The organism is Gordonia sp. SL306, assembly GCF_026625785.1.
Classification (GTDB): Bacteria; Actinomycetota; Actinomycetes; order Mycobacteriales; family Mycobacteriaceae; genus Gordonia.
The window spans coordinates 3,641,336-3,665,367 of the sequence record NZ_CP113063.1 but is presented as its reverse complement, the minus strand read 5'-3'; the positions used below and the strand labels follow the sequence as shown (position 1 = coordinate 3,665,367).

24 protein-coding genes and 1 riboswitch are annotated in these 24,032 nt (G+C 69.0%); of the genes, 14 read left to right on the top strand and 10 right to left on the bottom strand.

The window, feature by feature from the left end:
* Positions 1–33 precede the first annotated feature (33 nt).
* Both OVA31_RS16805 and OVA31_RS16800 read left to right on the top strand, forming a co-directional pair.
* Positions 34–2,196 (top strand): MMPL family transporter, encoded by a 2,163-nt coding sequence (locus OVA31_RS16805; protein ID WP_267627738.1) that lies wholly within the window; start codon positions 34–36, stop codon positions 2,194–2,196.
* Positions 2,197–2,348: 152 nt separating this feature from the next.
* Positions 2,349–3,173: a hemerythrin domain-containing protein gene (locus OVA31_RS16800; protein WP_267627737.1), complete on the top strand. Its 825-nt coding sequence runs from the start codon at positions 2,349–2,351 to the stop codon at positions 3,171–3,173.
* 25 nt (positions 3,174–3,198) lie between these two features.
* On the opposite strand, the gene OVA31_RS16795 is transcribed toward OVA31_RS16800, so the two are convergent.
* On the bottom strand, positions 3,199–4,341 hold the full coding sequence (locus OVA31_RS16795) for an acyl-CoA dehydrogenase family protein (protein WP_267627736.1): 1,143 nt from the start codon (positions 4,339–4,341) through the stop codon (positions 3,199–3,201).
* A 59-nt stretch (positions 4,342–4,400) separates the two neighbouring features.
* Between OVA31_RS16795 and OVA31_RS16790 the strand changes: the two genes are divergently transcribed.
* A complete protein-coding gene (locus OVA31_RS16790) occupies positions 4,401–4,988 on the top strand; it encodes a TetR/AcrR family transcriptional regulator (protein WP_267627735.1) in 588 nt (195 codons plus the stop codon).
* On the opposite strand, the gene OVA31_RS16785 is transcribed toward OVA31_RS16790, so the two are convergent.
* Together OVA31_RS16785 and OVA31_RS16780 are read right to left on the bottom strand one after the other, a co-directional pair.
* Positions 4,957–7,740 carry a sacsin N-terminal ATP-binding-like domain-containing protein gene (locus OVA31_RS16785; protein WP_267627734.1) on the bottom strand — a complete coding sequence of 928 codons (2,784 nt, stop codon included), beginning with the start codon at positions 7,738–7,740 and terminating at the stop codon, positions 4,957–4,959. The genes OVA31_RS16790 and OVA31_RS16785 overlap by 32 nt on opposite strands.
* 8 nt (positions 7,741–7,748) lie before the next feature.
* Complete coding sequence (locus tag OVA31_RS16780; protein ID WP_420714057.1) at positions 7,749–8,552, bottom strand: DUF3027 domain-containing protein; 804 nt, start codon at positions 8,550–8,552, stop codon at positions 7,749–7,751.
* A 153-nt stretch (positions 8,553–8,705) separates the two neighbouring features.
* Here OVA31_RS16780 and OVA31_RS16775 point away from each other — a divergent pair, with 153 nt between their 5' ends.
* The 3 genes from OVA31_RS16775 to OVA31_RS16765 are packed head-to-tail and all read left to right on the top strand — an operon-like array spanning position 8,706 to position 11,474.
* Positions 8,706–8,894: a hypothetical protein gene (locus OVA31_RS16775; RefSeq protein WP_267627732.1), complete on the top strand. Its 189-nt coding sequence runs from the start codon at positions 8,706–8,708 to the stop codon at positions 8,892–8,894.
* 15 nt (positions 8,895–8,909) lie between these two features.
* Positions 8,910–10,913 carry an MFS transporter gene (locus tag OVA31_RS16770; RefSeq protein WP_267627731.1) on the top strand — a complete coding sequence of 668 codons (2,004 nt, stop codon included), beginning with the start codon at positions 8,910–8,912 and terminating at the stop codon, positions 10,911–10,913.
* A 9-nt stretch (positions 10,914–10,922) separates the two neighbouring features.
* A complete protein-coding gene (locus OVA31_RS16765) occupies positions 10,923–11,474 on the top strand; it encodes a DUF2771 family protein (protein ID WP_267627730.1) in 552 nt (183 codons plus the stop codon).
* A 16-nt stretch (positions 11,475–11,490) separates the two neighbouring features.
* On the opposite strand, the gene OVA31_RS24715 is transcribed toward OVA31_RS16765, so the two are convergent.
* Positions 11,491–11,904 (bottom strand): cold-shock protein, encoded by a 414-nt coding sequence (locus OVA31_RS24715; RefSeq protein WP_164307758.1) that lies wholly within the window; start codon positions 11,902–11,904, stop codon positions 11,491–11,493.
* A gap of 221 nt (positions 11,905–12,125) precedes the next feature.
* Between OVA31_RS24715 and OVA31_RS16755 the strand changes: the two genes are divergently transcribed.
* The 5 genes from OVA31_RS16755 to OVA31_RS16735 all read left to right on the top strand — a co-directional run bounded on the left by OVA31_RS16755 (position 12,126) and on the right by OVA31_RS16735 (position 15,309).
* The gene (locus OVA31_RS16755; protein WP_267627729.1) at positions 12,126–12,335 is read left to right on the top strand and encodes a hypothetical protein; all 210 of its coding nucleotides are present in this window, start codon (positions 12,126–12,128) and stop codon (positions 12,333–12,335) included.
* A complete protein-coding gene (locus OVA31_RS16750; protein WP_267627728.1) occupies positions 12,332–12,883 on the top strand; it encodes a flavin reductase family protein in 552 nt (183 codons plus the stop codon). The genes OVA31_RS16755 and OVA31_RS16750 overlap by 4 nt, the downstream gene beginning before the upstream one ends.
* Entirely contained in the window at positions 12,880–13,971 is a 1,092-nt protein-coding gene (gene moaA, locus OVA31_RS16745; protein WP_267627727.1) for a GTP 3',8-cyclase MoaA, read from the top strand. The genes OVA31_RS16750 and moaA overlap by 4 nt, the downstream gene beginning before the upstream one ends.
* Before the next feature lie 6 nt (positions 13,972–13,977).
* Positions 13,978–14,226, top strand: a complete 249-nt coding sequence (locus OVA31_RS16740; protein ID WP_267627726.1) for a MoaD/ThiS family protein — start codon at positions 13,978–13,980, stop codon at positions 14,224–14,226.
* 226 nt (positions 14,227–14,452) lie between these two features.
* Positions 14,453–14,662: riboswitch (cyclic di-AMP (ydaO/yuaA leader) on the top strand.
* 5 nt (positions 14,663–14,667) lie between these two features.
* Positions 14,668–15,309 carry a transglycosylase family protein gene (locus OVA31_RS16735; RefSeq protein WP_267627725.1) on the top strand — a complete coding sequence of 214 codons (642 nt, stop codon included), beginning with the start codon at positions 14,668–14,670 and terminating at the stop codon, positions 15,307–15,309.
* A 104-nt stretch (positions 15,310–15,413) separates the two neighbouring features.
* Here OVA31_RS16735 and OVA31_RS16730 read toward each other — a convergent pair whose 3' ends face one another.
* From OVA31_RS16730 to OVA31_RS16710, 5 genes are all read right to left on the bottom strand, one after another.
* Positions 15,414–15,917, bottom strand: a complete 504-nt coding sequence (locus OVA31_RS16730; RefSeq protein WP_267627724.1) for a DUF6328 family protein — start codon at positions 15,915–15,917, stop codon at positions 15,414–15,416.
* Entirely contained in the window at positions 15,914–16,366 is a 453-nt protein-coding gene (locus OVA31_RS16725; RefSeq protein WP_267627723.1) for a molybdenum cofactor biosynthesis protein MoaE, read from the bottom strand. Before OVA31_RS16725 ends, OVA31_RS16730 begins: the two co-directional genes overlap by 4 nt.
* Positions 16,366–16,866, bottom strand: coding sequence for a MogA/MoaB family molybdenum cofactor biosynthesis protein (locus OVA31_RS16720; RefSeq protein WP_267627722.1), 501 nt, complete (start codon positions 16,864–16,866; stop codon positions 16,366–16,368). Before OVA31_RS16720 ends, OVA31_RS16725 begins: the two co-directional genes overlap by 1 nt.
* On the bottom strand, positions 16,859–17,287 hold the full coding sequence (gene moaC, locus OVA31_RS16715) for a cyclic pyranopterin monophosphate synthase MoaC (RefSeq protein ID WP_203589147.1): 429 nt from the start codon (positions 17,285–17,287) through the stop codon (positions 16,859–16,861). The genes OVA31_RS16720 and moaC overlap by 8 nt, the downstream gene beginning before the upstream one ends.
* A gap of 80 nt (positions 17,288–17,367) precedes the next feature.
* The gene (locus OVA31_RS16710) at positions 17,368–17,553 is read right to left on the bottom strand and encodes a hypothetical protein (RefSeq protein WP_164307170.1); all 186 of its coding nucleotides are present in this window, start codon (positions 17,551–17,553) and stop codon (positions 17,368–17,370) included.
* 78 nt (positions 17,554–17,631) lie between these two features.
* Between OVA31_RS16710 and OVA31_RS16705 the strand changes: the two genes are divergently transcribed.
* Together OVA31_RS16705 and OVA31_RS16700 are read left to right on the top strand one after the other, a co-directional pair.
* Entirely contained in the window at positions 17,632–19,968 is a 2,337-nt protein-coding gene (locus OVA31_RS16705) for a helicase-associated domain-containing protein (protein ID WP_267627719.1), read from the top strand.
* A 55-nt stretch (positions 19,969–20,023) separates the two neighbouring features.
* Positions 20,024–21,691: a DNA repair helicase XPB gene (locus tag OVA31_RS16700; protein ID WP_324290120.1), complete on the top strand. Its 1,668-nt coding sequence runs from the start codon at positions 20,024–20,026 to the stop codon at positions 21,689–21,691.
* 12 nt (positions 21,692–21,703) lie between these two features.
* On the opposite strand, the gene OVA31_RS16695 is transcribed toward OVA31_RS16700, so the two are convergent.
* Positions 21,704–22,783: an LppU/SCO3897 family protein gene (locus tag OVA31_RS16695; protein ID WP_267631704.1), complete on the bottom strand. Its 1,080-nt coding sequence runs from the start codon at positions 22,781–22,783 to the stop codon at positions 21,704–21,706.
* Between the two features lie 81 nt (positions 22,784–22,864).
* On the opposite strand from OVA31_RS16695, the gene OVA31_RS16690 reads away from it, so the two are divergent.
* Entirely contained in the window at positions 22,865–24,019 is a 1,155-nt protein-coding gene (locus tag OVA31_RS16690; RefSeq protein ID WP_267627716.1) for a pyridoxal phosphate-dependent aminotransferase, read from the top strand.
* Positions 24,020–24,032 lie beyond the last annotated feature (13 nt).

Genomic DNA, 24,032 nt, shown 5'->3' with positions numbered 1-24,032 from the left:
CCTAACGATCAGACCCATATCGAAAGGACTCCGATGAAGACCACCCTGCTGTACCGGATCGGGCACGCCAATGCTGCCCATCCGATCCGAGCACTGATCGGTTTTGTCTCCGCGCTCGGCATCCTCCTGGCCGCATCGGCCACGTTCGGCGGTGACACCCAGGAGGACTGGGACGTCACCGGCACCCCCTCCCAGGTCGGGATCGACCTACTCCGCGAACACGTGCCCGGCGCCGGAAATGCGTTCGCGCGCATCGTCGTCCACTCCGACGACGGGATCATTCCGGCGTCCGCCATCGACGGACTGCGTGACCGGCTCGGCGACACGGACCACGTGGCCACCGTCAGCGACGCCCGGTACAGCGCCGATCGGGACACCGCGGTCGTCACCGTCGGGTACGACGTCCCGGTCACCGACCGGTCGATCATGGGCAACGCCGACGGCCTCGAGAAGGCCGTCGCCCCCACCACCGACGATGGCCTACAGGTCGAGATGAACGGGTCGGTACCCGAGACCGCGGCCGCCCCGATCAAGGGACACGCGGAGATCATCGGGATCACCCTCGCACTGCTCATCATGGTGTTCGCCTTCGGATCGGTGGTCGCCGCCGGTCTGCCGATCGTCACCGCGGTCACCGGGCTGATCGCGGGATCGGCCGGGGTCATGCTGCTCGCCGGGGTGATGAACGTGAGCCCCACCGCGCCCATGGTCGCGAGCATGGTGGGGTTGGGCGTCGGGATCGACTACGCCCTGCTCGTGGTCAGCAGGCACGTCGAGTTCCTCCGACGCGGCCACGATCCGGTCGAGGCCGCCGCGCGGTCGGTCGCCACCGCGGGCCGGTCCGCGACGTTCGCCGCAACCACCGTGCTCGTCTCGTTGATGGGCCTCCGGCTCGCCGGGCTGCCCACGTATTCGTCGTTCGGTTTCGCCACCGCGATCGCGGTGGTGGCGATGCTGGCCGCGACCCTGGTGGTGGTGCCCGCCCTGTGCCGGCTGGCCGGTCGCCGGATCGTGCCGCGCAAGGCCAGGCGCCCCCTCCCCGCGGCAACCGACGGCGTGGCGCCTCGCATGCCGCTGACCGCTCGCTGGGCCGGACGGGTGGGGCAACGGCCCGTCGTCGCGATCCTGCTGGCGCTGATCGTGCTCGTCACGTTGGCCGCGCCGGCCGCCGCGATGCGCACCTGGCCATCGGATTCCGGTGCCCAGTCGACGGAACTGACCACGCGGCGCGCACATGACCTGCTGGCCGCCGAGTTCGGTCCGGGGACCAATGCCGACGTCGTGGTCGTCGCACCGTCGGCCGAGACCGATCGCGACCAGCTGATGTCAGCGCTGCGTGACATCGCCCGCGTCCCGGGTGTGACCGCGGTGGCACCGGTCACCGAATCCCCCGACGGCGCAATCGAGATCGCTCCGATCACCATCGGTGCCGATCCGGCGGCCGCGGCCACCGGCGACGTGCTCTCGGATATCCGGGAGCGTCTACCCGACGGCGCGATCCTGGCCGGCGAGACCCCCTACTACGACGACATCTCGCACATGCTGCAGCGCAGGCTGTGGTTGGTGATCGGATTCGTCGTGGTCGCCTCGGTGATCCTGCTGACCGTGTTGTTCCGGTCGGTGGTGGTCCCGGTGAAGGCCGCGGCGATGAACCTTCTGTCGGTGGCCGCCGCCTATGGGGTGATCACCGCCGTGTTCCAGTGGGGATGGGGCCTGTCGTTGCTCGGCGTCGACAACCCGGTCGCGGTGTCGAGTTGGGTGCCCATACTCATCTTCGCGATCCTGTTCGGCCTCTCGATGGATTACGAGGTGTTCCTGCTCTCCCGCATCCGCGAGGACTGGCTCACCTCCGGTGACGCGCGGGCGAGCGTCATCAGCGGGCTGGCCAAGACCGGCCGGGTCATCACCACTGCGGCGGCGATCATGGTCGCGGTGTTCCTCAGCTTTGCGACGGAGACCGACATCGTGATGAAGATGCTGGGTCTGGGTATGGCGGTGGCCGTCTTCCTCGACGCCACCCTGGTTCGGATGGTCCTGGTACCGGCGACCATGTCGCTGTTGGGGCGCGTCAACTGGTGGCTGCCCGCGTGGCTCGACCGGATACTGCCGCAGGTCGGACTCGAGCCGGATGTCGAGGCCGGTTCGACGGAGGCACCGATGCCCGCCCAGCGGGATGCACAGATGACGCCCGTGTGATCGGGTCGTCGTACCAGAGCTGTATCCGTTCTTCGCGCTCGCCGGGAGGAACGGATACAGCTTTGTCGATGAGGGCACAAGTGCACTCCAAGTGCGGCACAAGCGGTCCGTCGGATGCTTGTCGAGACAGCCAACCGACAAGGAGACCTCCGATGACCACCACCCAGAACACCACCGCCGGCGAGACCCCCGAATCCGCCCTTCGAGGCTCGCAAGCTCGCACCTCAGGGAACGAAGGGACGCAGGCTCGCACCTCAGGGGCCGGAGGGACGACCGTCACCCAGGTCCGGCTGCCCGGCCAGGCGGCCGCTCCCGACGGGCCGATCGACCCGTTCATGATGTACGTGATGCACCACGCGTTCCGCCGAGACCTGGCCGAGTTCGCCCGCAGCGCATCGCACACGCCGGTCCCCGACCGCGCCACCTGGCACGCATTGCAGGAGCGGTGGTCGCTGTTCCGTGAGACGCTGCATCACCATCACGCCGGCGAGGACGCCTGGCTCTGGCCGCTGCTCGAGTCGCGGTGCACGAGCGCCGAGAAGGACGTACTCGACGCCATGGAGGCCGAGCACGGCCAGATCGATCCGCTTCTCGCGGCATGCGACGACGGCTTCGCGACGATGGCCGCGGGCGCCGACGAACATTCGCGCGACAACCTGACCGACGTCCTCGGACGCACGCAGGAGCATCTCGCGACCCATCTCGCGCACGAGGAGAACGACGCGCTCGCCCTGATCCAGCAATACCTCTCGGACGACGACTGGGCCGCGCTGGAGAAGCGGTTCGGCGAGGACAACAAGCTTCGCGACCTGTTCCGTGTCGCACCGTGGGCCGTCAAAGGCCTCGACCAGGACGCGTATCGACAGCTGCGCCCGCGCATCCCGGGGCCGATGTGGGTCATCGCGCGGCTCGGATCGAGGTCGTTCAGGCGTGGTGAACGACGCGCCTTCCGCTACGACCCCGATGTCGCGATCTGAGATGCTGCGGTCCGGGACGTGGCGATCATCGCGAGGCCAGTGCCCGCCCGATCACGAGACGCTGGATCTGGTTGGTGCCCTCGAAGATCTGCGTGATCTTGGCCTCGCGCATGTAGCGCTCGACGCGGAAGTCGCGAGTGTAGCCGTAGCCAGCGAGCACCTGGACCGCATCGGTGGTGACCTTCATGGCGGCGTCGGTGGCGACCAGTTTCGCCGTCGCCGCGGCCCGGGAGTACGGACGTCCGGCGTCGCGCCGGCGCGCGGCGTCGAGGTAGGTCGCCCGCGCCGAATCCACTGCGGCGGCCATGTCGGCGAGCAGGAAAGCCAGGCCCTGATGATCGATGATCTTGCGGCCGAAGGTCGTTCGCTCCTGGGCATAGTCAACGGCGGCGTCGAGGGCGGCCTGGGCGAGTCCGGTGGCCACCGCGGCGATACCGAGCCTGCCGGAGTCGAGGGCCGAGAACGCGATGGTCAGCCCCGCCCCTTCGGCACCGAGTAGACGGTCGTCGGCGACGAGTGCATCGTCGTAGGTGGCCGACGTGGTGGGCACCGCATGCAGACCCATTTTCTCCTCGGGCCTACCGAAGCTGAGGCCGTCTGTGTCGCGGGGAACGAGGAGGCAGCTGATGCCCTTCGATCCGTCACCCGTGCGGACGAACACGTTGTAGGCGTCGGCGATACCGCCGTGGGTGATCCACGCCTTGGCCCCGTTCACCCGGTACCCGCCGTCGACGGCGGCCGCCTTGCAGGTCAGTGCCGCCGCATCGGATCCGGCCTGAGGCTCGGACAGGCTGTAGGCACCGATCAGTCGCCCGTTCAACAGATCCGGTAGCCACCGCTGCTTCTGCTCCTCGGTACCGAAGTTGAACAACGGATGGCACGCCAGTCCATGCACGCTGACCGCGACGGCCACCGCCGCCCACCGCGCCCCGAGTTCCTCGAGGACCTGCAGGTACACCTCGTAGGGCTGACCGCCGCCCTCCCACTCGACCGGATATGGCAGACCGAGCAGACCCGCCTCGCCCATCTCGGCGAACAGACCGTCGGGATACTTCTCCGCTTTCTCGTACTCGTCAACGATCGGAACAAACCGCTTGTCGGCAAAATCCCTGGTCAGGGCAATGAGGTCGTGCGCCTCATTCGTGGGCAGCAGTCGATCAACCGGCATGTCGAACCTCCGAGGGAATCAGAACAGTACTGAAGTACTTGTCACAGTACTATGAGGGCGTGAGTGACAACACCGGCTTCGCCACCCGACGTCGCGGCGACCTGTTCGACGCGCTGGTCCGACTCCTGCTCTCCGAGGGATTCGCCCACCTCGGCGTGGCCGAGTTGGCCTCGGCACTGCGATGCTCGAAGTCGACGCTGTACACGCTCGCCGCCAGCAAAGAGCAACTGGTGGTCAAGACGGTGACGCACTTCTTCCGGACGGCCACAGATCAGGTCGAGGCACGGGTGGCCCCGGAGACGGACGCGCGCGCGAAGGTGATCACGTACCTCATCGCGGTCGGGGATGCACTCGCGCCCGCCTCGGATGCGTTCATGACCGACCTGCACGCCTACGAACCGACCCGGGAACTCTACGAACGCAACACCGAGGCCGCCACCGTCCGCGTCACCGAGCTGATCACCGCAGGGGTGGCGACCGGGGCATTCCGCGACGTGAACGCCGCCTTCGCCGCCGATCTCGCGGCATCCATGATGACCCGGATCCAGCGACGCGACGTGGCGGCCACCACCGGCCTCGACGACGCGGAGGCCTACCGGCAGCTGGCCTCCATCCTCACCGGGGGAATCGACGCGCGAGGTGGGTGACCCCGCGATCGTCCACCCACCAGGTCACCTCGACATCCGACTCGGAGCCGTTGCGCTGTAGTCGTATCCAGAGTTCGTCGTGGAGTCGCACCTCGCCGTGGCCGAGGTCGCGACCCCACTCCGCCGCGAACAGCACCGCGTCCGTGGACGTCCAGGTGGCGGCCACCCCTTCGTCGCGCACCACGGCGCGCGATTCCTCACTCGTGGTCGGCAGGTCGAGAATGTCGGCGAGGATCTCGGCGTCGTCGGCGTCGATGCGGCCGCCGAGCACGACCGTCGTGTCGGGATCCATCGTCTGGATCAGCCACGGGTGGTCGAGCACCGCGGCCTGTTCTCCGGCCTCCCCCGACACTGCCCGAACCCGTTGCGGCACTGCGAGTTCTGTCGCCTGGAACAGGCCGGATCGGCACGCCCGCACGACCGATGCGTAGACCGTACCCGCCACACCAGCGGCGATCTGACGCCCCGGATCGCCGAGACTGGCGAGCACGGTGCCGGCATCGGTGGCCGATTCCACGTCGTCGGTGCCCAGTGCCGCGGCGAACAGGTCGGCGTGCGGATGATCCAGCGGATCGCGCACCCCCTCGACCGTGAGATCCGACGGCGCCCGGTACCACCCCAGCGGATGTCCGTCGATCAGCGCGTGGTGGCGCAGCCACCAGGCGGTGTACCCGGCGCGGTCGGCGAGCAGCGGTGTGACAGCGTCGTCGGTGGCGAGGAGGGTGAGTGCGTCGCGCCATCGGTTCTGGTCGACGAGGTCGAGATCGCGTACGGCCGAGAGCCTCTGCGGGGGATCGTCGTTGGTGTCCCACCATTGTTCCTCGTCGGGCAGGTCGTGATCGGGCGCCACCGGGAGATCGTCGACCAGGACGTGAAAACCCCAGCCCACGCCGAGCCGCCGCAGCACGTCGGGCCCGACGCGACGGACCAGTTCGTCGGACACGAGACCGAACGGCGCATCGTCGACGAGCACCGATGCCAACGGACTGTCCGGCAGCAGGAGCTCGTCGGCGGCACGCAGCTCCCCGTCCTGGTCGGGCACGGGCAGCCCCGACAGCCGATCCGGCACTGCCGCAGCGGTGTCCGCGGCGAGTAGCGCGAAGACCTCGTCGGCCACCTCGACGAGTTCGTCGTCGTCGGCCTCGTCGACAAGTTGCGCCAACGCCGGATCTGCGAGCACGTGCTCCACCGAGATCGGCTCGGCGCCCAGTCGTTCCACCAGCGGATGTCGCGCGGCCGCCGCGACGGTCGGGATCCAGCGCATCGGGATGTCGATGCCGTCGGCGACGAACACCCCGCGTGCACCGATGTTCATCCGGCCGTCGGCGCGCGGGATCGGCAGCGCGCCGAGTTCGTCGGCGTCGATCCCGGTGGTCACGAACGGCGACAGCGCCGCATACAGGTCACGCCACCACGCCGGATCTTGTTCGACGCCGACCAGCCTCTCCGCGATGTCGGCGAGCCCGATCTCGCCGACGCCGACCGCGCGCAGGCGGCCGAGATGGCGGCGTTCGGAGATATCGGGGTGGGCCAGATCCCCCAGGACCGGGGCGAGCACGGCGGCGAGATCCTCACTCAGGTCTGGCAGAACGACTGCCCGGGATGGGACCAGGTCGGCCCCTTCGGCGGCCGGCAGCCACGCCCTGTCGCGGAGTTCACCGAGCACGGCCTCGATCAGGGCCGCGTCGTCGCGGTTGCGGGCCCGCGCCGGCGAGGGGATCAACATCGGCCGCCACGCCGCGGGCACACCCGTCATCAGGTCCGCGTGACCCGTTGCCGCCGTGGCTATGTCGGCGTTCGGATGCAGATGTCGACGGTCGGGGGTGAGCGGGAGGTCGGTGATGCATCGCGCAGGCAACGAGAGCTCGATGTCGGTCGGGGTCGGCGCTCTGAGCACCTCCCTGTCGAGGAGTCGCGGTCCCGACTCCCCCGCCTCGATCAACCATCGGGTGCCGCCGCGCTCGGCCTCGATCCAGGTCCGCACCACACCGTCGGTCGCCGCCGTCCCGGTGATCGTCAACCGGCGGGTCCGCGCGTGCGCGGCCGGCTTCCCCCGGTCGATCGTCGTCGTCGAGCCGGACACCGCGATCTCGTCCAGGCCCGCCAGTTCCAGGAGCAGATCGGGGACCTGCGCTCGGGCCGCCGCCAACAGCGCGTCGGCCGAGACGTCGTCGCGCAGGTGCAGGATGATCTCGGTGTCGTGGTCGGGCACCGGCGTCGCGTCGAGAGCCCACGCCAGTCGGAGCAAGGGCGTGTGGTCGGACCCCGACACGGCCACCCCGGCGTCGCGGGCAGCCTGTGCGGTCCGGTCGCGATCGACGACGAACGACCCGGACGTGGACCGGATCTCGATGCGATCGGCGACGGTGCCGGTCGCGGTGAAGCCGACCCCGAACCGGCCGACGCTCGGTGGTCCCAGATCACCGCGCTTGGCCGACACCCTCAGCGACAACAGCGACCGCACGCCGTCGACGGTCAGCGGGGCACCCGTGTTGGCCACGTGTAGCGCACGTCCGTCGAGCCAGATGGCGAGCCGGCCCGGGGAACCGGAAGCGGAGGCGGCATCCGCGGCGTTGGCCGCGAGTTCGATGAACAGGCGGTCCCGGTAACCGACGGTGACCAGATCCCGTTCGGCCGCAGCGTCTTCGGCGAATCTTGTCGGTGAGTTACGCCACGCGTCGAGCGTGGCCGCCCGGAGCTCGTCGAGACCGAAGGGGTCGTCGAGGTCGGAGGGATCGACGCCCGAGGGCACGGCGTCGGTCAGGACGTCGCGTCCGCGCCGACGCCGGCGCTGACGATCTCGAGGGCGCCGTCGTCGTAGGCGTCGTAGGCGGGCGATCCACCGCCGGACGGTGCGGGGACGTCGGAGTGCGCACCGCACCCGTAGTCGGCGGCGACCACGTGGCCGTCGGCCGAGTACTCGTTGGCGCACACGCCGAACGCAGGCCGCAGAGCACCGGCGAGCGGGAGGTAGAAGCCGCAACTGGCACACGAGTAGGCCGCGGCGACCGCCATCTCGCTGCGCGGACCGAACTCCCCGTCGTGCCAGCGCTGCGCAGCATCGTCACGACCGTCAGGACTCAGCAGTCGCCGACGACCGAGGCCGAGTTCACCGGCGATCTGCCCGATGTCGTCGGGATCGTCGTCGTCGGACGACAACGCGAACTCGTCGCCGGTGTCGATCTGATTGGGCACCAGCCGCGGATCGTCGGGATCGGCGGCCAGGACGTCACCCGGTGACAGATCGCCCGCGACGACCCGCTCGTTCCACGGCACCCAGCTCGGGGCCAGCAGCGATCCCTGGCCCGGCAGCAACACGAGCTCACTGACGGTGATCTCGTCGGTGTCCGGCGCCCCGGCCAGCACGACACACCACTGCCAGCCTCGGTAGCCTGCGAGGTCGGCCTCGAAGTAGTGGGCGACCGCCCAATCCCCCTCCGGGGTGCTCTCCAGGTGCGCCCCGGGGTGCTGACCGTCTTCGACCAACGCTGCGCGCGCCACGTCGACAGCGGCGAGCAGCCGGTCACCGTCGAATGCAAGAGTCACGTGTCCAGTGTGCAACATCGCGTGATCGCGGCGGCACCGACCCGCACTTTGTCTCGCACCGGAGTCCTGTACCGCGGTCCTGTGCCGCAGTCCTGGGCCGTACCGCGTCGTGCCGGCCCGCCCGCCTCGCGAGGCCGGTCGACCTCGCCGCGCCGGCGCCACCCGCCGATCGTGCGCACATTCGCGCCGACCGTGCGCACCGATGGACGGCACACGGATGCGCTGTGCCCGGTCGACAGCAAACTGGGCACGATCGGCAGAAGACTGGGCACGATCGGCGGAAAACTGGGCACGGTCGGTGATGTGTGGACCGTCGAACGCGCGGGCGATGGCCGTGCCGACACCGAGTCGGTGGGATGAGGAACAATTGTCGGTGTGAACCGACCCAGCCCCCGCTTCCCCCGGGGGGAGCGAAGCGAACCGACGGGGCCCGACCCGCGCGGCGCGGGTCACGATGCCGAACCGGGTGCAGGCCACGATGGTCGCAGTCGTCGGCAGCACCCCGGCACCGCGAACTACCCCGCCGACGAGCCGACCACCGCCCGGCGTCCGGTCACCGGACGCTCCTCGTCCCGCGGCCCGGCCGACACCGCGTATCTGCCACCGCCCACCCACAATCCACATCTGCCGCCCCTCGACGGGCGCGATGAGACCCCGTCAGGGGCCCCGACCGACCGGATCGGCGGGACCAGGGCGATGCCGGGCGGCAACTCTGGTCCGGGAATCCCCAAGAAGATCACCGTCGCACGTGTCGCCGCGATGCGCAGCCGCGAGTTGACCGGCCGCGGGATCGGCAAGATCTACCAGGCTGCGACCGCCGACGGCGCCGATCGCTCCGGCCTGACCGCCCTGACGCTGCCCGTTATCGTCAATTTCGCCGTGGACGCCGCGATGGCCGTCGCACTGGCCAACACACTGTTCTTCGCGGCCGCGACCGGCGAGTCGAAGACGAATGTCGGCCTCTACCTGGCGCTGACGATCGCCCCGTTCGCGCTGATCGCGCCGTTGATCGGCCCCATGCTCGATCGCCTCCAGCACGGCCGCCGCATCGCGATGGCCACCACGTTCGGGCTCAGGGTGATCCTGGCACTGCTCATCCTGGCGAACTCGTCCTGGGACACGACGACGCAACAACTGCAATACGACCCCTGGGTGCTCTATCCCTGCGCGCTGGGTCTGCTGGTGCTGTCCAAATCGTTCGGGGTCCTCAAATCCGCGGTGACGCCACGCGTGGTGCCACCGACGATCGACCTGCCCAGGGTGAACTCCCGTCTCACCACCTTCGGCCTGATCGGCGGCACCATCATCGGCGGTGCCGTCGCGGCGATGTTCGAGCTGCTGCTGGCCAAGGTGCTGCCCATCCACATCCCCGGCGCGATGGCCTGGCTGGCGGTGATCGCCGCTGTGGGTGCCTGGCTGTGCATGCGCATCCCATCGTGGGTCGAGGTGACCGAGGGTGAGATCCCGACCACGCTGACCTATCACGGGGAACCGGCGATGTCGCACGCTCCCACGGGTGACGCCGCCGGCGGTCGCCGCGGCGCCCGCGAGACGGCCACCGCGCTGGCGGCGAAGATGCGACAGCCACTCGGCCGCAAGGTCGTCGCGGGGCTGTGGGGCAACGCGACCATCCGCATCCTGACCGGGTTCCTCACGCTCTACATCGCCTTCTATGCCAAGGCACAGCAGGACGTGCATTCCGACTGGACGCAACTCGTGCTGCTCGGTGCGGTCGGCGCGGCCGCGGGTGTCGGAAACATGATCGGCAACGGGCTCGGCACCCGACTGGAGCTGAAGAACCCACCGCGGATCGTGCTCTGGTCCACCGCGGCCTGTTTCGTCGTCGCCGCGCTGGCTGCGATCTTCGGCAACATCGTGATCGCCACGCTGGCCGCCTTCGTCGCCTCCGGCACCAGTGCGATCGGCAAGGTCTGTCTCGACTCGTCGATCCAGGACGATCTGCCCGAGGAGTCGCGGGCCTCGGCCTTCGGCCGGTCGGAGACCGTTCTCCAGCTCGGATGGGTCTTCGGCGCCACACTCGGTGTCCTGCTGCCCCCGACCCTGTGGATCGGCTTCACCGTCGTCGCGGTGCTACTGGGTATCGGCCTTGTGCAGACCGTGATGACCACGCGCGGATCGTCGCTGGTGCCGGGTATCGGCGGACAACGACCCGACTACGCCGCACCGACGGTGGCGTTGCGCGCGGTCGGTAACCCCGGGCCACCGCCGCGCCGGTCGTCGCCCGGGCACCACCCCCCGTCCGACGCCCCGACCCGCATCGCGCATCATCCTGGTGGTCGGCACCCTGATCAACGTCGCGGCCAGGCCGCGGACCCGACCCGGAAGATGCCCGCCGAACCCGATCGAGGACAGTCGTAGACCGTGCACGTGAACAGTGGAGAAAAAAAGGCGCTCGCGATCATCGCGGCCGTGGTGGTCGCGTTCGTCGTGATCGTCGGCGGGACGGTCGCCGTGCTGACGAGAGATCAGTGGTCCGGCGATTCGACCGAGGAGCATCCGTATCTGCAACTCGCAGTGGGCGATCGGCTCGTACGCGTGGAGCCGACCCGGATGTGCGACGTCTTCCTCAAGAACTGCGAGCCCAAGAGGATCGCCGATGCCCAGGCCCAGCGCGTGCCGGTACCGGTCGGCGAAGCGGTGATGCTGTCGGTGTCCAAGGACATCGCCGAATGGCCGTGGAATCTGGTGATCCAGTACCTCACACCCGAGGGACTCGACGGGACGTCGGTCCCGATGCGGTCGAACTCCACCTACACCACGGTGCTGCACTCGACGCCGGACCGAATCCTGGTCAACGTCGAGGTGCAGGTGCCGTCGGCGATCGCCGATGCCGAGAACAACAACGTGATCGCGCGCGGCTACCTCGCGGCCGATACGAGCCCGCAGGACCTACGACTGCCCGCCGCGGACCCGCGCTGACGTTCACCCGGTCGGGTCATCGCTCCAGTTCGCGGGTGACCGCGCGGACCACCTCGGAGATGCGCTGCGACGTCTTGCGATCCGGGTAGCGACCCTTTCGAAGCTCCGGCTGCACGGCACCCTCGAGGAGGGTGATCAGGTCGGCGACCATGCCGTGCAGTTCGTCGGGGGTGTGGCGTTTGGTCTCCTTGCGCGCAGCCTCGCGCGTGTTCTTCGCGACGCTGGGCGCCGGTTCGAGAACGGTGACGGTCAGCGCCTGTGGTCCGCGACGACCCGCGGCCATGCCGAACTCGACGCGCTGGCCCGGCTTCAGTCCCTCCACGCCGTCGGGCAATGCGGAGGATCGGACGTAGACGTCCTCACCGCTGTCCTGCGCGAGGAAGCCGAAACCCTTTTCCGCGTCGTACCACTTCACCTTGCCGGTCGGCACCGTGCTCACCCTCACCTGTACGTCGGAGTCCATGACAAAAGCGCCCCTGACCTGAGTCACAGCTGGTCCCGCGGACGGGACCCGGCTCCACATCAGATGAGCAGAGGCGCCAATGAGCACTCAGTCTAGCCAACGCGGATCAGACCGGTCACGTGGATTACCTCACGTCCGGCGCCGATCACGGGCGCCACCGATCCGCCACGTGTTCTACCGTGGAAGACATGAAGAGCCAATCGTCCCCGCGACTGCTGCAGCTGGCCGGGGTCGTGTTCGCGATCGGACTCGCGGCGATCGTCGCACTGTTCGTGACCCCCCTGGTCACCGACGGTGGCACGGCACCCACCTTCGTGTACGTGCTGACCATGTGCGCGCCGGTGGGATTCGTGATCGGGCTGGTCTTCGCACTCCGATCGGGGCGGCGCGCACGGTGACCCTCGACTCCGCGTTCCCGACCACGGCCGCCGAACTCTCCCCCGCGGCCGACATCGATGTACTCAAACGCGCCTACAGTTGTTTCCCTTCCGGCGTCGTCGCGGTCGCATGCCGGGTCGCCGGCGCCGACGGCGCGCCGGAACTCGTCGGGATGGCGGCGAGTGCGTTCACCACCGTCTCGCTCGATCCGCCCCTCGTCTCGCTGTGCGTCCAGAACTCGTCGACCACCTGGCCGCGACTCCGTGCGGCCCCGGCCATCGGCGTCAGCGTGTTCGCGCGCGATCAGTCCGACCTGTGTCGACAGCTCGCCGGCCCGAGCCATGCCCGCTTCTCCGGGATCACCCCCTCCGGCACCGACGACGGCGCTGTGTTCATCCCGGACGCGGCCGCGTGTCTGTCCTGTTCGCTCCACAACGAGATCCCGGCCGGCGACCACACCTTGGTCCTCCTCCGCATCGAGGCACTGCAGTACGATGCCGGCGTGGAACCACTCGTGTTCCACGCCAGCACATTTCGCTCATTGGAAGTGCGGAGGACCGACCCATGACGGTCGTCGGGCTCGGCCTCCCCACCACCTCGCCGACGATGAATGCCCCGCAGGCAGGCACCCCCACGACGGGTCCGCTGCGGGATCGGTTCGGTCGGATCGTCACCGACCTGCGCGTGTCGGTGACCGATCGCTGCAATCTGCGTTGCACCTATTGCATGCCCGCCGAGGGCCTCGACTGGCTGCCCACCGACGACGTGCTGACGACCACGGAGCTGATCCGGGTGATGACCGTGGCGGTCCGCGACCTCGGCATCCGCACGATCCGTTTCACCGGCGGCGAGCCGCTGCTCCGTCGCGACCTCGACGACCTGATCGCCGCCATGTCTGCCCTGCCTGCCGCACCCGAGATCGCGATGACCACCAACGGCCTCGGTCTCCGGCACCGGATCGAACCGCTGGTGGCGGCCGGACTGGACCGGATCAACGTCTCACTCGACACCGTCGACCGACAGCGATTTGCCGCGATCACCCGTCGTGACCGCCTCGACGACGTCGTCGACGGTCTGGCCGCCGCCCGAGCCGCCGGAGTTCGCTCAATCAAGGTCAACGCAGTCCTCGCCGGCCACGACGATCTCGACCGCCTCCCCGACCTCCTCGGGTTCTGCCTCGACCAGGGCTATCAGCTGCGCATCATCGAGCAGATGCCACTGGACGCCGAGCACCGCTGGGACCGGTCGTCGATGGTGACCGCCGACGAGATCCTCGCGGCGCTGCGCGCCCGCTACACCCTGCTGCCCGATCCCCGGCCACGCGGCAGTGCTCCGGCCGCGACCTGGCTGGTCGACGGTCACGACGTGGACGGTGCGCCCGCGCGCGTCGGAGTGATCGCATCGGTCACCCGTCCCTTCTGCGGAGACTGTGATCGCACTCGGCTCACCGCCGACGGCGCTTTGCGCAACTGCCTGTTCGCGGAGTCGGAGACCGATCTCCGCGCCGTGCTGCGCAGCGGCCTGCAGGGCGATCGCCTCGATGCGGCAATCGCCGACCTCTGGCGCGGCAACACCTGGGTCAAGGCCGCCGGGCACGGGGTCAACAGCCCCGAGTTCCACCAGCCCACCCGGCCGATGTCGGCCATCGGGGGCTGATCGGCGATGGAATTGACCGTCCGGTACTTCGCTGCCGCGCGCGCCGCGGCGGGCAGTGACACGGCCGTCGTCGACGTCGACGCGGACACGACGCTCGCCGATCTCGAGACGATCCTGTCCGCCGACAATCCGGATCTGCGGCGGGTGTTGGCGCGGTGTTCATATCTTCGCGACTCCGTCGCGCTCTGCGATCGCACTGTGGCCCTTGGGACGTGTGCGACCGTCGACGTTCTGCCGCCATTTGCCGGTGGCTGACGCCACATCCCCCTTGTGAGCTTCCTCACATAACGGGTCGATAACGAGAAGGACACAAGTCGACTATCGCCCCGTGAGCAGGGACGACCCTCGAATTGGGTCGGGAGACCCAATCAGGCGCCGAAAACAGGCTTGCCAACAACGTGATTCGAGCTCGCAGACGTCGTACTGTGACTGAACGACGCCCCCTGGGGGGTCACGAGCAAGTAACCAAATGCATAACGTCCCGTCGGCCGCGCCGAACCTCGCTCCGTCACGGGACTCACCAGAACGACATCTAGGAGCGAGGACGGGGGACCCACCCTCCGACAGAGAACCGGGCGGTCATCACGACGTCCTTGGGGTTAAGTCCCGGCGTGACTCACGTCAGGCCGAGACCGGGCACCTCTCGCCCGAACCCGACAGCTGACTTCGTAGGCGCGTGGAGAGAGGAACACCACCATGTCCGGACGCCATCGCAAACCGACGACAGGCACTCCCACCAAGACCTTCGCCAAGGTCGCCCTCACCGGGGCCGTCCTCGGCGGCGGCGCCGCCCTCCTGGGTGGCACCGGTTCGGCCAACGCCGCAACCGACGCCGAATGGAACCAGGTCGCCCAGTGCGAGTCGGGCGGCAACTGGGCCATCAACACCGGCAACGGCTACCAGGGCGGACTCCAGTTCAGCCAGAGCACCTGGGCCGGCCACGGCGGCACCCAGTTCGCTCCGAGCGCCGATCAGGCCACCAAGGAGCAGCAGATCACGGTGGCCGAGCGCGTGCTGGGCAGCCAGGGCAAGGGCGCATGGCCCGTGTGCGGCACCGGACTCTCGGGCGCCACCCAGCGCAGCGCGCCGAGCGAGGCACCGCGCCTGCAGCTCCCGAAGCTCCCGGCACCGTTCAACTGGTCGGCCGCACCCGAGGCCAAGAGCACCGGTGACGTGCAGAAGCAGCTCGACTCCGCGCTGAGCCAGGCGCAGGAGAAGGGCAAGATCTCGCCCGAGGTCAAGAACATGTGGGACATGGCCAAGAAGAGCGGCTACGAGCTCACCCCGGACCAGATCAAGATGTTCAACGAGCACAAGGACCAGCTGCCCACTCCCTGATAGGAGCAGCTGACTCGGCCCGATCCACGGGCCCACAGTCGAAGGGCCCCGCACGATGGTTTCAGACCCGTGCGGGGCCCTTTTCCACCCTCATGGACGGCCGGTCAGTCGCGTCGTGACAACCGTCGCCGTTCACGCAGCGGCATCGCGACCCACATGAACAGAAAGACCACCAGGGCCAGACACCCGGCCGTGATCGCGGCCCAGCCGCCGAACACGATGTCGAAGATGACCGTGAGAACGCCGATGAGTGCGATTCCGAGCAATCCGATGCCGATCAGCGTCAACAGGTGTGCGCGGTCCACCAGCTGATCGATCGCGTGGCGCCGGAACAACAATCGGTGCAATGCCACCGGCGAGATCAAGGTGACCGTCGACAGCACCGCGAAAACCAGGCTGACGACGAAGATGTACTGCTCACGAGAGCTCAGCTCCTCGAAGCCCTCTTGAAACGGGACGGTCAGCATCAGACCGGTGAGGATCTGACCGCCGGTCTGCACCACCCGCAGCTCCTGCAGCAGGCTGGCCCAGTTTCGGTCGAGTCGCTCGGTCGGCGTCTCGTGGCGGCGCGGTTGTGACGCGTCGTCCTCATCCCGTTGCGAGGTCATGCCGAGCCGACCCACTCGTCACTGCCGTCGCCGAAGAACTGGTGCTTCCACACCGGCAATCGCGCCTTCACCTCGTCGACCAGGCGCGCGCAGAGCTCGAACGCCGCCCGACGATGATCGGCCGCGACCGCCACCACGAAGGCGACATCGCCGATCGCGAGTTCTCCGACCCGATGCGACACCGCCACGGCACGGACCCCGGCGGCTGCCCCGGCGACCTCGCCGACGACGTCGGACAGCACCGCAGGCGCCGTCGGATGGGCGGAGTAGACCAGCCGGGTGACCTCGTGCCCGCCATCGTGGTTGCGTACCGCACCCACGAACCCCACGACCGCGCCGGCGGCACCGCCCGCGGCCTCGACGACGAGGGCTTCGTGTGATGCCAGGTCGATCTCGTTGTCGGACAACGAGGCCCGCACCACCTGTACGCCGACGGACCATTCGGGCATCAGTGGTCGCCGCCGCGAATCTGGTCCAGCGCGTGGTCGAGGACTCCCGCGAGCACGGACAGCCCGTCCTTCACCCCGCCGGTCGACCCCGGCAGGTTGATCACCAACGTGGTGGCGGCCACACCCGCGATGCCGCGCGACAGGACTGCGGTCGGCACCGTCGGCAGGCCGGCGGAACGGATCGCGTCCGCCAGACCGGGGATCTCGACGTCGAGCAACGGGTGGGTCTGTTCGGGGGTGCGATCGGTCGGTGAGAGGCCGGTCCCGCCGGTGGTGATGACCAGATCGGCGCCTGCATCGACACCGGCGCGGATCGCGTCCCCGACCGGCCGGCCGTCGGCCACCACACAGCGGTCATCGACGACGAACCCGCGGGCGTTGAGCCAGTCGGTGATGACGGGTCCGGTGCGGTCGGTGTAGTCGCCACGGCTGGCCCGAGTCGAGGCGACCACGATCCTGGCCACCCGGGGCCGTCCGCCGTCGCCCGGTGACTCACTCACGTCGCCACGACCCCGATTTGCCTCCGGTCTTCTCGAGCAGGCGCACCCCGTCCATGCTGGCGCGTCGGTCGACCGCCTTCACCATGTCGTGCAAGGTGAGGCCGGCGACGGCGACGGCGGTCAGGGCTTCCATCTCGACACCGGTCTGCCCGCTGGTCCCGACGGTTGCCGTCACGTCGATGTGATCGTCGGCGATCGCGAACTCGACCTCGACCGACGACAGGGCGAGCTGATGACACAGCGGGATCAGTTCGTCGGTGCGTTTGGCCGCCATGATCCCGGCGATCCGGGCGGTCGCGAGGACGTCGCCCTTCGGGAGCTTGCCGTCGCTGAGCAAGCCGATCACCTCGGTCGTGGTGCGAAACGTCCCACCGGCCACCGCACGGCGGTCGGTGCGCGATTTGCCGCCGACGTCGACCATCCGGGCCGCGCCGGTCGAGTCGACGTGACTCAGGCCCGGTCGGGTCGGCCCGCTCGCTTCGCTCCCGGCGGCCACTCTCGTCAGCGGTTGACGACGGTCTTCGGCTGAAGGTAGGGCAGGTCGTCGGGGGCCAGCGGGAACTCGACGTCACCGAAGGGTGACAAGGCACCGGACAGGCCGGCCGCGAACTCGGAAACAGCGTGCGCGCTGTCGCCCTCTCCGTCTTTCGGCCAGCCGTTGTCGACGTACTTCTTCTTCTCAGCCACGGGGTCATTGTGCCATGTGGCCTCGACGGCCGTCCCGCCGAAACCGCGGTCGGGAGTCCGCTCAGTAGAATCGACCGAATGAGTGCGGATGACCAGGGCGTCAGCCTGGCCGATGACCTGGCCTTGCGCAGCGACGACGAGATCATCGAGCTGCTCACCGCCCGCCCGGATCTCGCGTCCCCACCGCCTGCGGGCACAGGTGTGCTGGCCTCGCGGGCATTGTCGGCGGCCTCATCGGCGTTGGCAGGCGAAGATCTCGACCTGCTCGCGGTGGCCGTGCTCGAGCAGGTGATCGCGCTGGGCCTCGAGACCACCGGCACGATTCCCGCGCCGACCGCCGTCGCATCGATCGTCGCCGCACTCGCCGGCCAGGCCGACAACCAGGAGGTCCTCGATCGGATCGACCTGCTGCGGCGACGCGCCCTGCTCTGGGGGCCCGACGACGCCCTGCTGACCGGAGCGCATGCCCCGGCCGCCCTGCCGTGGCGCGGCCACCATCTCACCGGGCCGCTCGCCCGCCAGAAGCCCGAGGATCTGCGCGCCACCCTCGACGGTCTCGATGAGCGCGAGCGCAACCTACTCGAAACCCTGTCCCGCGGGCCCGCACTGGGCCGTAGCCGCGACGCCGCACCCGACGCCGATCCGAACGCACCGGTCGCCCGGCTCCTCGCTGCCGGTCTCCTGGCGCGCATCGACGACCAGACCGTCGAGTTGCCGCCGATGATCGGCCAGCTGCTGCGCGATGAGCCCGCACTGCGCACCGACGATCTCGCTGCCCCCGCCCTGCACGACGAGTCGGCCAAGCGCCGGTTCTCCCCCAGCGCCGTCGAGGCGGCCGCGGGCGGCGAGGCGCTGGAGCTCATCCGCCACGCCACCTCGCTCATCCGGGCACTCGGCGCGACGCCGGCGGCGGTATTGCGATCGGGCGCGCTGGGGGTTCGTGAAGTGCGGCGCCTGGCCAAGGTGACCGGCCTCGAACAGCAGCGGCTCGCGTTCATCGCCGAACTGCTCGCCTACCTGCGCCTGATCGATGCCGGATTCCCCGAGCCCCCGCCGGCATCCGATTCCGGCGAGCACGCCTTCGCGCCCACCACGGCCGCCGACACCTGGCTGCACCAGGCACCCGACCGGCAGTGGTGGGCGTTGCTGGGCGCATGGCTCGAGATGCCCCGGCGTGCGTGGCAGATCGGCGAACCCGATCGCGACGGCAACGCCCTCCCGGCATTGTCGGGGGAGCTCCACGACGCCTACGCGCCGATCGCGCGACACGAGATGCTCTCGACGTTGGGCGAGGCCGGACGCGCGATGCCGGTGACCACCGACGCACTCGCCGCGGCCGTGCACTGGCAGCATCCACGCCAGATCCGCAGGTACTCGCGACACGTTGTCGAAGAGACACTGCGCGAGGCGCGCGAACTGGGGGTGGTCGCCCATGGATCGCTGACCGCGGTGGGTCGGGCAGCCATCACCGGTGACCACGACGAGATCGAGTCGTCGGTGCTCACCGCGATGCGGGCGGCGTTGCCGGAGCCCGTCGACCACTTCCTCGCCCAGGCCGACCTCACCCTGACGGTTCCTGGACCCATGACCGCCGACCTGGCCGAACAGGTGGAACTCGTGGCCGACCTCGAGTCCGGTGGCGCGGCGTCGGTCTATCGCGTCTCCGAGGCCAGCGTGCGGCGCGCGCTCGACGCGGGCCGTAGCAGCAGTGAACTGTTGACCCTGTTCACCGCGCATTCGCGGACCCCGGTGCCCCAGTCGTTGACCTATCTGATCGAAGACGTCGCGCGCAAGCACGGGCAGCTGCGGGTGGGCGTCGCGTCGGCCTTCGTGCGCTGCGAGGACCCCACCACCCTGGCCGCGGTGCTGCGCAGCGACGCCGCCGATCACCTGGCGTTACGCGCACTGGCGCCGACTGTTGCGGTGTCGCAGGCCGATGTCCGCGAGGTGATCGACCGACTCCGCGCCGCCGGTTTCGCCCCGGCCGGCGAGGATTCCACCGGTACCGTCGTCGACCTGCGTGAACGCGGCAGCCGGGTCACCGTCGCCCGCCAGCGCCGGCAACCCCAGCCCCGCCGGCCCGTGCCGTCACCGGATCAGTTGCGGACCGTCGTCGCCCGGCTGCGTTCCCAGGACCGGGCCGCGACGGCCCGTCCCGCAGACCGTGCGACGTCGGCGACACCGGTCCGGGCCAGCGGTGGCGGTGAATCGGCGACTGCCCTGATCCAGCTCGCGTTGCGGGTGAACCGACGGCTGCGAGTGGACTACGTCGACGCGCACGGATCGGCCAGCAGGCATGTGGTGACGCCCCGAACCCTCGGGGCGGGACAACTCGTCGCCATCGACTCGGGAACCGAGGACGAGCAGCATTTCTCCCTGCACCGGATCACCAGCGTCGAGCTCCTCGAGAACTGAGGGCCGTCGGGACCGCATTCTGACAGGAGTTGCGCCGATCTGGACAATGGACGGGGTGACCGATGGACCCCTGATCGTGCAATCCGACAAAACCCTGCTGCTCGAGGTCGACCACCCCGACGCGGCGGCGGCCCGTGCGGCGATCGCGCCGTTCGCCGAGCTCGAACGTGCCCCCGAACATGTGCACACCTACCGGGTGACTCCGCTCGCCCTGTGGAACGCGCGTGCCGCAGGCCACGACGCCGAGCAGGTGGTCGACGCACTCGTGAGCCACTCCCGCTATGCAGTCCCCCAGCCGCTGCTGATGGACGTGGTCGACACGATGGGCCGGTTCGGCCGCCTGCAGCTGGTCAAACACCCGGCACACGGTCTGACCCTGGTCAGTCTCGATCGCGCCGTGCTCGAAGAGATCATGCGCAACAAGAAGATCGCCCCGATGCTCGGCACCCGCCTCGACGACGACACGGTGGTCGTACACCCGTCCGAGCGTGGCCGCCTCAAGCAGGTCCTGCTGAAGGTGGGCTGGCCGGCCGAGGATCTCGCCGGATACGTCGACGGCGAGGCCCACCACATCGAACTCGATCAAGACGACTGGCATCTGCGTGACTACCAGGAACTGGCCGCCGACTCGTTCTGGGCGGGCGGATCGGGTGTCGTGGTGCTGCCCTGCGGCGCGGGCAAGACGATGGTCGGCGCCGCCGCGATGGCCAAGGCCGGTGCCACCACGCTGATCCTGGTGACCAACACGGTCGCCGGGCGTCAGTGGAAACGCGAACTCGTGGCCCGCACCTCGCTGACCGAGGACGAGATCGGCGAATACTCCGGGGAACGCAAGGAAGTCCGTCCGGTCACCATCGCCACCTATCAGGTGATGACCCGGAAGTCGAAGGGCGAGTACAAGAATCTCGACCTGTTCGACTCCCGCGACTGGGGCCTGATCATCTACGACGAGGTGCACCTGCTGCCCGCGCCGGTCTTCCGGATGACGGCCGACCTGCAGTCACGGCGCCGGCTCGGCCTGACCGCGACCCTCGTCCGTGAGGACGGTCGCGAGGGTGACGTCTTCAGCCTCATCGGGCCGAAACGCTATGACGCACCGTGGAAGGACATCGAAGCCCAGGGCTGGATCGCGCCAGCCGACTGTGTCGAGGTTCGGGTGACCCTCACCGACGAGGAGCGCATGCAGTACGCGGTCGCCGAGGCCGAGGAGAAGTACAAACTCTGCTCCACCGCGCACACCAAGGTGAATGTGGTGAAGTCGATCCTGGCCCGGCACAAGGATTCTCCGACGCTGGTCATCGGCGCCTACATCGATCAGCTGGAGGAGCTGGGCCGCGAGCTCGACGCGCCGGTGATCCAGGGTTCCACCAAGAACAAGGAACGAGAGGTCCTCTTCGACCAGTTCCGCAAGGGTGAGATCCGTACCCTGGTGGTCTCCAAGGTGGCCAACTTCTCGATCGATCTCCCGGAGGCGTCCGTCGCGGTCCAGGTCTCCGGCACGTTCGGTTCCCGCCAGGAGGAGGCGCAGCGACTCGGTCGCCTGTTGCGGCCGAAACGTGATGGCGGGCAGGCACATTTCTACTCGGTGGTCTCCCGCGACACCCTCGACGCCGACTATGCGGCGCATCGGCAGCGGTTTCTCGCCGAGCAGGGTTACGCCTACCGGATCACCGACGCAGATGATCTGCTGGGTCCCGCCATCGGCGAGGAATCGGCGGGGTGACCGGCCGGTGACTCAGGTCGGTTCGGCGAGGCAGTAGCCGAGCGGCTTGGGCAGCGCGAAGTAGACGGACAGTTGATCGCTGGAGCATGACGGCTGTCCGTTGCTCCGCTGATCGACGCGGACGATCTCGGTGCCTGCCGCCTTGGTGGCCCCGCACGCGAGCTCCTTGTAGTCCGACAGCGACGCACTCGGCATCCCGCCGACCGGGATCTGGTAGCACTTGCCCTGGGTGAGGTTCGGCGACAGGCACAACTGCTCGCCGGTTTCCTCGCCGTCGCGCATCCAGTAGAGCCGGGAGTAGTCCTCGCTGGGGCACGTCGCGCCGGTGACCTTCTGAGCCACGTAGAAGGTGAACTTGCTCGTCGAGGAGCAGTCCATCTTCCGCGCGTGCACGTCACTTCCCTGGCCACCGCCGGTGACCGAGACACAGTCACCCACCGCGACGTCATCGGTGCCGGACACCGAATCGCGGGAGATGAAGCCGACCACCCCGATGATCGCCATCAGGAGGACCGCCACGATCCCGACGACCCACCACAACCGCTTGCTGGACCGCTTGGGCGGCGGTGCCGCATACGGATACGGGCCCGGGTAGGGCTGGCCGCCGGGAAGCGGCTGTGCACCGGGGTATTGCTGTGCACCGGGATAAGGCTGCTGCCCTGGATACGGCTGGGCACCCGGGTACTGCTGTCCGCCCGGGTATTGCTGGGCACCGGGGTAGGGCGGCTCCCCTGGATACGGCTGGGCGCCGGGGCCCGGCTGGCCTCCCGGGTACTGCGCACCCGGATACGGCTGCGCAGCCGGATATGGCTGCGCACCCGGATATGGCTGTGCGCCGGGGTACGGCTGCGCGCCGGGGTACGGCTGCGCACCCGGCTGGGGCTGGGCGCCGGTATAGGGCTGCCCGTAGTACGGCTGTTCCCCCGGGTAGGGCTGTTCCCCCGGGTAGGGCTGGGCACCCGGGTACTGCTCGCCGCTCGGTGACTGTTGTGCTCCGTCCGAGCCCTCACCGCTGCCCTGGGGTTGCTCGGGTTCCGCGTCCTGCGGCCCCTGCGGTGAATCCGGGTTCGGCGGTTCGGGCGGGGTGGTCATAGTCGCAGATCGTACCGCCGCCCGCGACGGCCGTGGCGATGCCGTCTGCACGCATGCCCCTCGGTGTGTCAGCCTTGTTCCGTGCGCACCGTTTCCCGCCTCCGCCCCTTCGGCACGACGATCTTCGCCGAGATGTCCGCGCTCGCGGTCGAGCACGATGCGGTCAACCTCGGTCAGGGCTTTCCCGACACCGACGGGCCCGAGTCGATGCTCGCGGGCGCGCAACGAGCCATCGCCGAGGGGCACAACCAGTACCCACCCGGGCTCGGCGTGCCCGAACTCCGATATGCGGTGGCCCGCCACCAGCGGCGACATTACGGACTGGACTACGACCCCGACTCAGAGGTGCTGATCACGGTCGGCGCAACCGAGGCGATCGCCGGAGCGGTCGTCGGACTCGTCGAGCCCGGCCGCGAGGTGGTGATGGTGGAGCCGTACTACGACTCGTATGCCGCCACCGTCGCGATGGCCGGCGGTATCCGCCGCACTGTCCCCCTGATCGCCGACGGCGACGGCTTCCGTCTGGACCGGACCAGGCTGGCCGAAGCGTTCGGGCCCTCCACGGCGATCATCCTGGTGAACTCACCGCACAACCCCACCGGAACGGTCCTCTCCGACGACGACCTCGCCGAGATCGCACGGCTGTGCGTCGAACACGACGTGGTCGCGGTGACCGACGAGGTCTACGAGCACCTGCTCTTCGACGACCGCGTCCATAGACCACTCGCCACCTTCCCCGGCATGCGTGACCGAACCCTGCGGATCTCGAGCGCCGCGAAGACGTTCAACTGCACCGGATGGAAGGTCGGGTGGGTCAGCGGTCCCGCCCAGCTGGTCGCGGCGGCCCGCTCGGCCAAGCAGTTCATGTCCTATGTGGGTTCCGGACCGTTCCAGCCCGCGGTGGCCTCCGCCCTCGACGACGAGATGGACTGGGTGCACGACTCCGCGCAACGACTGGCCTCGGCACGAGACCTGTTGTCGAACACCCTCCGCGACACCGGATTCGGCGTCCACCGAAGCGAGGCCGGCTACTTCGTGTGTGCCGATCCACGACCGCTCGGCTTCGACGACGGCGTCTCGTTCTGTCGCATGCTGCCCGAGCGGATCGGGGTCGCGGCCGTGCCGGTCAGCGCATTCGTCGACGACGTCGAACCCTGGCGACACCTCGTCCGATTCGCGTTCTGCAAGCGCGAGGACGTCATCGCCGAAGCCGCGCAACGACTTCGGCAGCTCTAGCAGCCACCGAACT

Excerpts from the sequence above, each read along its gene's own strand:
- OVA31_RS16705 (WP_267627719.1), top strand. The coding sequence starts at position 17,632 with ATGAGTGCGGATGACCAGGGCGTCAGCCTGGCCGATGACCTGGCCTTG.
- OVA31_RS16800 (WP_267627737.1), top strand. The coding sequence starts at position 2,349 with ATGACCACCACCCAGAACACCACCGCCGGCGAGACCCCCGAATCCGCC.
- OVA31_RS16695 (WP_267631704.1), bottom strand. The coding sequence starts at position 22,783 with ATGACCACCCCGCCCGAACCGCCGAACCCGGATTCACCGCAGGGGCCG.
- OVA31_RS16755 (WP_267627729.1), top strand. The coding sequence starts at position 12,126 with ATGAAGAGCCAATCGTCCCCGCGACTGCTGCAGCTGGCCGGGGTCGTG.
- OVA31_RS16735 (WP_267627725.1), top strand. The coding sequence starts at position 14,668 with ATGTCCGGACGCCATCGCAAACCGACGACAGGCACTCCCACCAAGACC.
- moaA (WP_267627727.1), top strand. The coding sequence starts at position 12,880 with ATGACGGTCGTCGGGCTCGGCCTCCCCACCACCTCGCCGACGATGAAT.
- OVA31_RS16795 (WP_267627736.1), bottom strand. The coding sequence starts at position 4,341 with ATGCCGGTTGATCGACTGCTGCCCACGAATGAGGCGCACGACCTCATT.
- OVA31_RS16730 (WP_267627724.1), bottom strand. The coding sequence starts at position 15,917 with ATGACCTCGCAACGGGATGAGGACGACGCGTCACAACCGCGCCGCCAC.
- OVA31_RS16805 (WP_267627738.1), top strand. The coding sequence starts at position 34 with ATGAAGACCACCCTGCTGTACCGGATCGGGCACGCCAATGCTGCCCAT.
- OVA31_RS16780 (WP_420714057.1), bottom strand. The coding sequence starts at position 8,552 with ATGTTGCACACTGGACACGTGACTCTTGCATTCGACGGTGACCGGCTG.
- OVA31_RS16740 (WP_267627726.1), top strand. The coding sequence starts at position 13,978 with ATGGAATTGACCGTCCGGTACTTCGCTGCCGCGCGCGCCGCGGCGGGC.
- moaC (WP_203589147.1), bottom strand. The coding sequence starts at position 17,287 with ATGGTCGACGTCGGCGGCAAATCGCGCACCGACCGCCGTGCGGTGGCC.
- OVA31_RS16725 (WP_267627723.1), bottom strand. The coding sequence starts at position 16,366 with ATGCCCGAATGGTCCGTCGGCGTACAGGTGGTGCGGGCCTCGTTGTCC.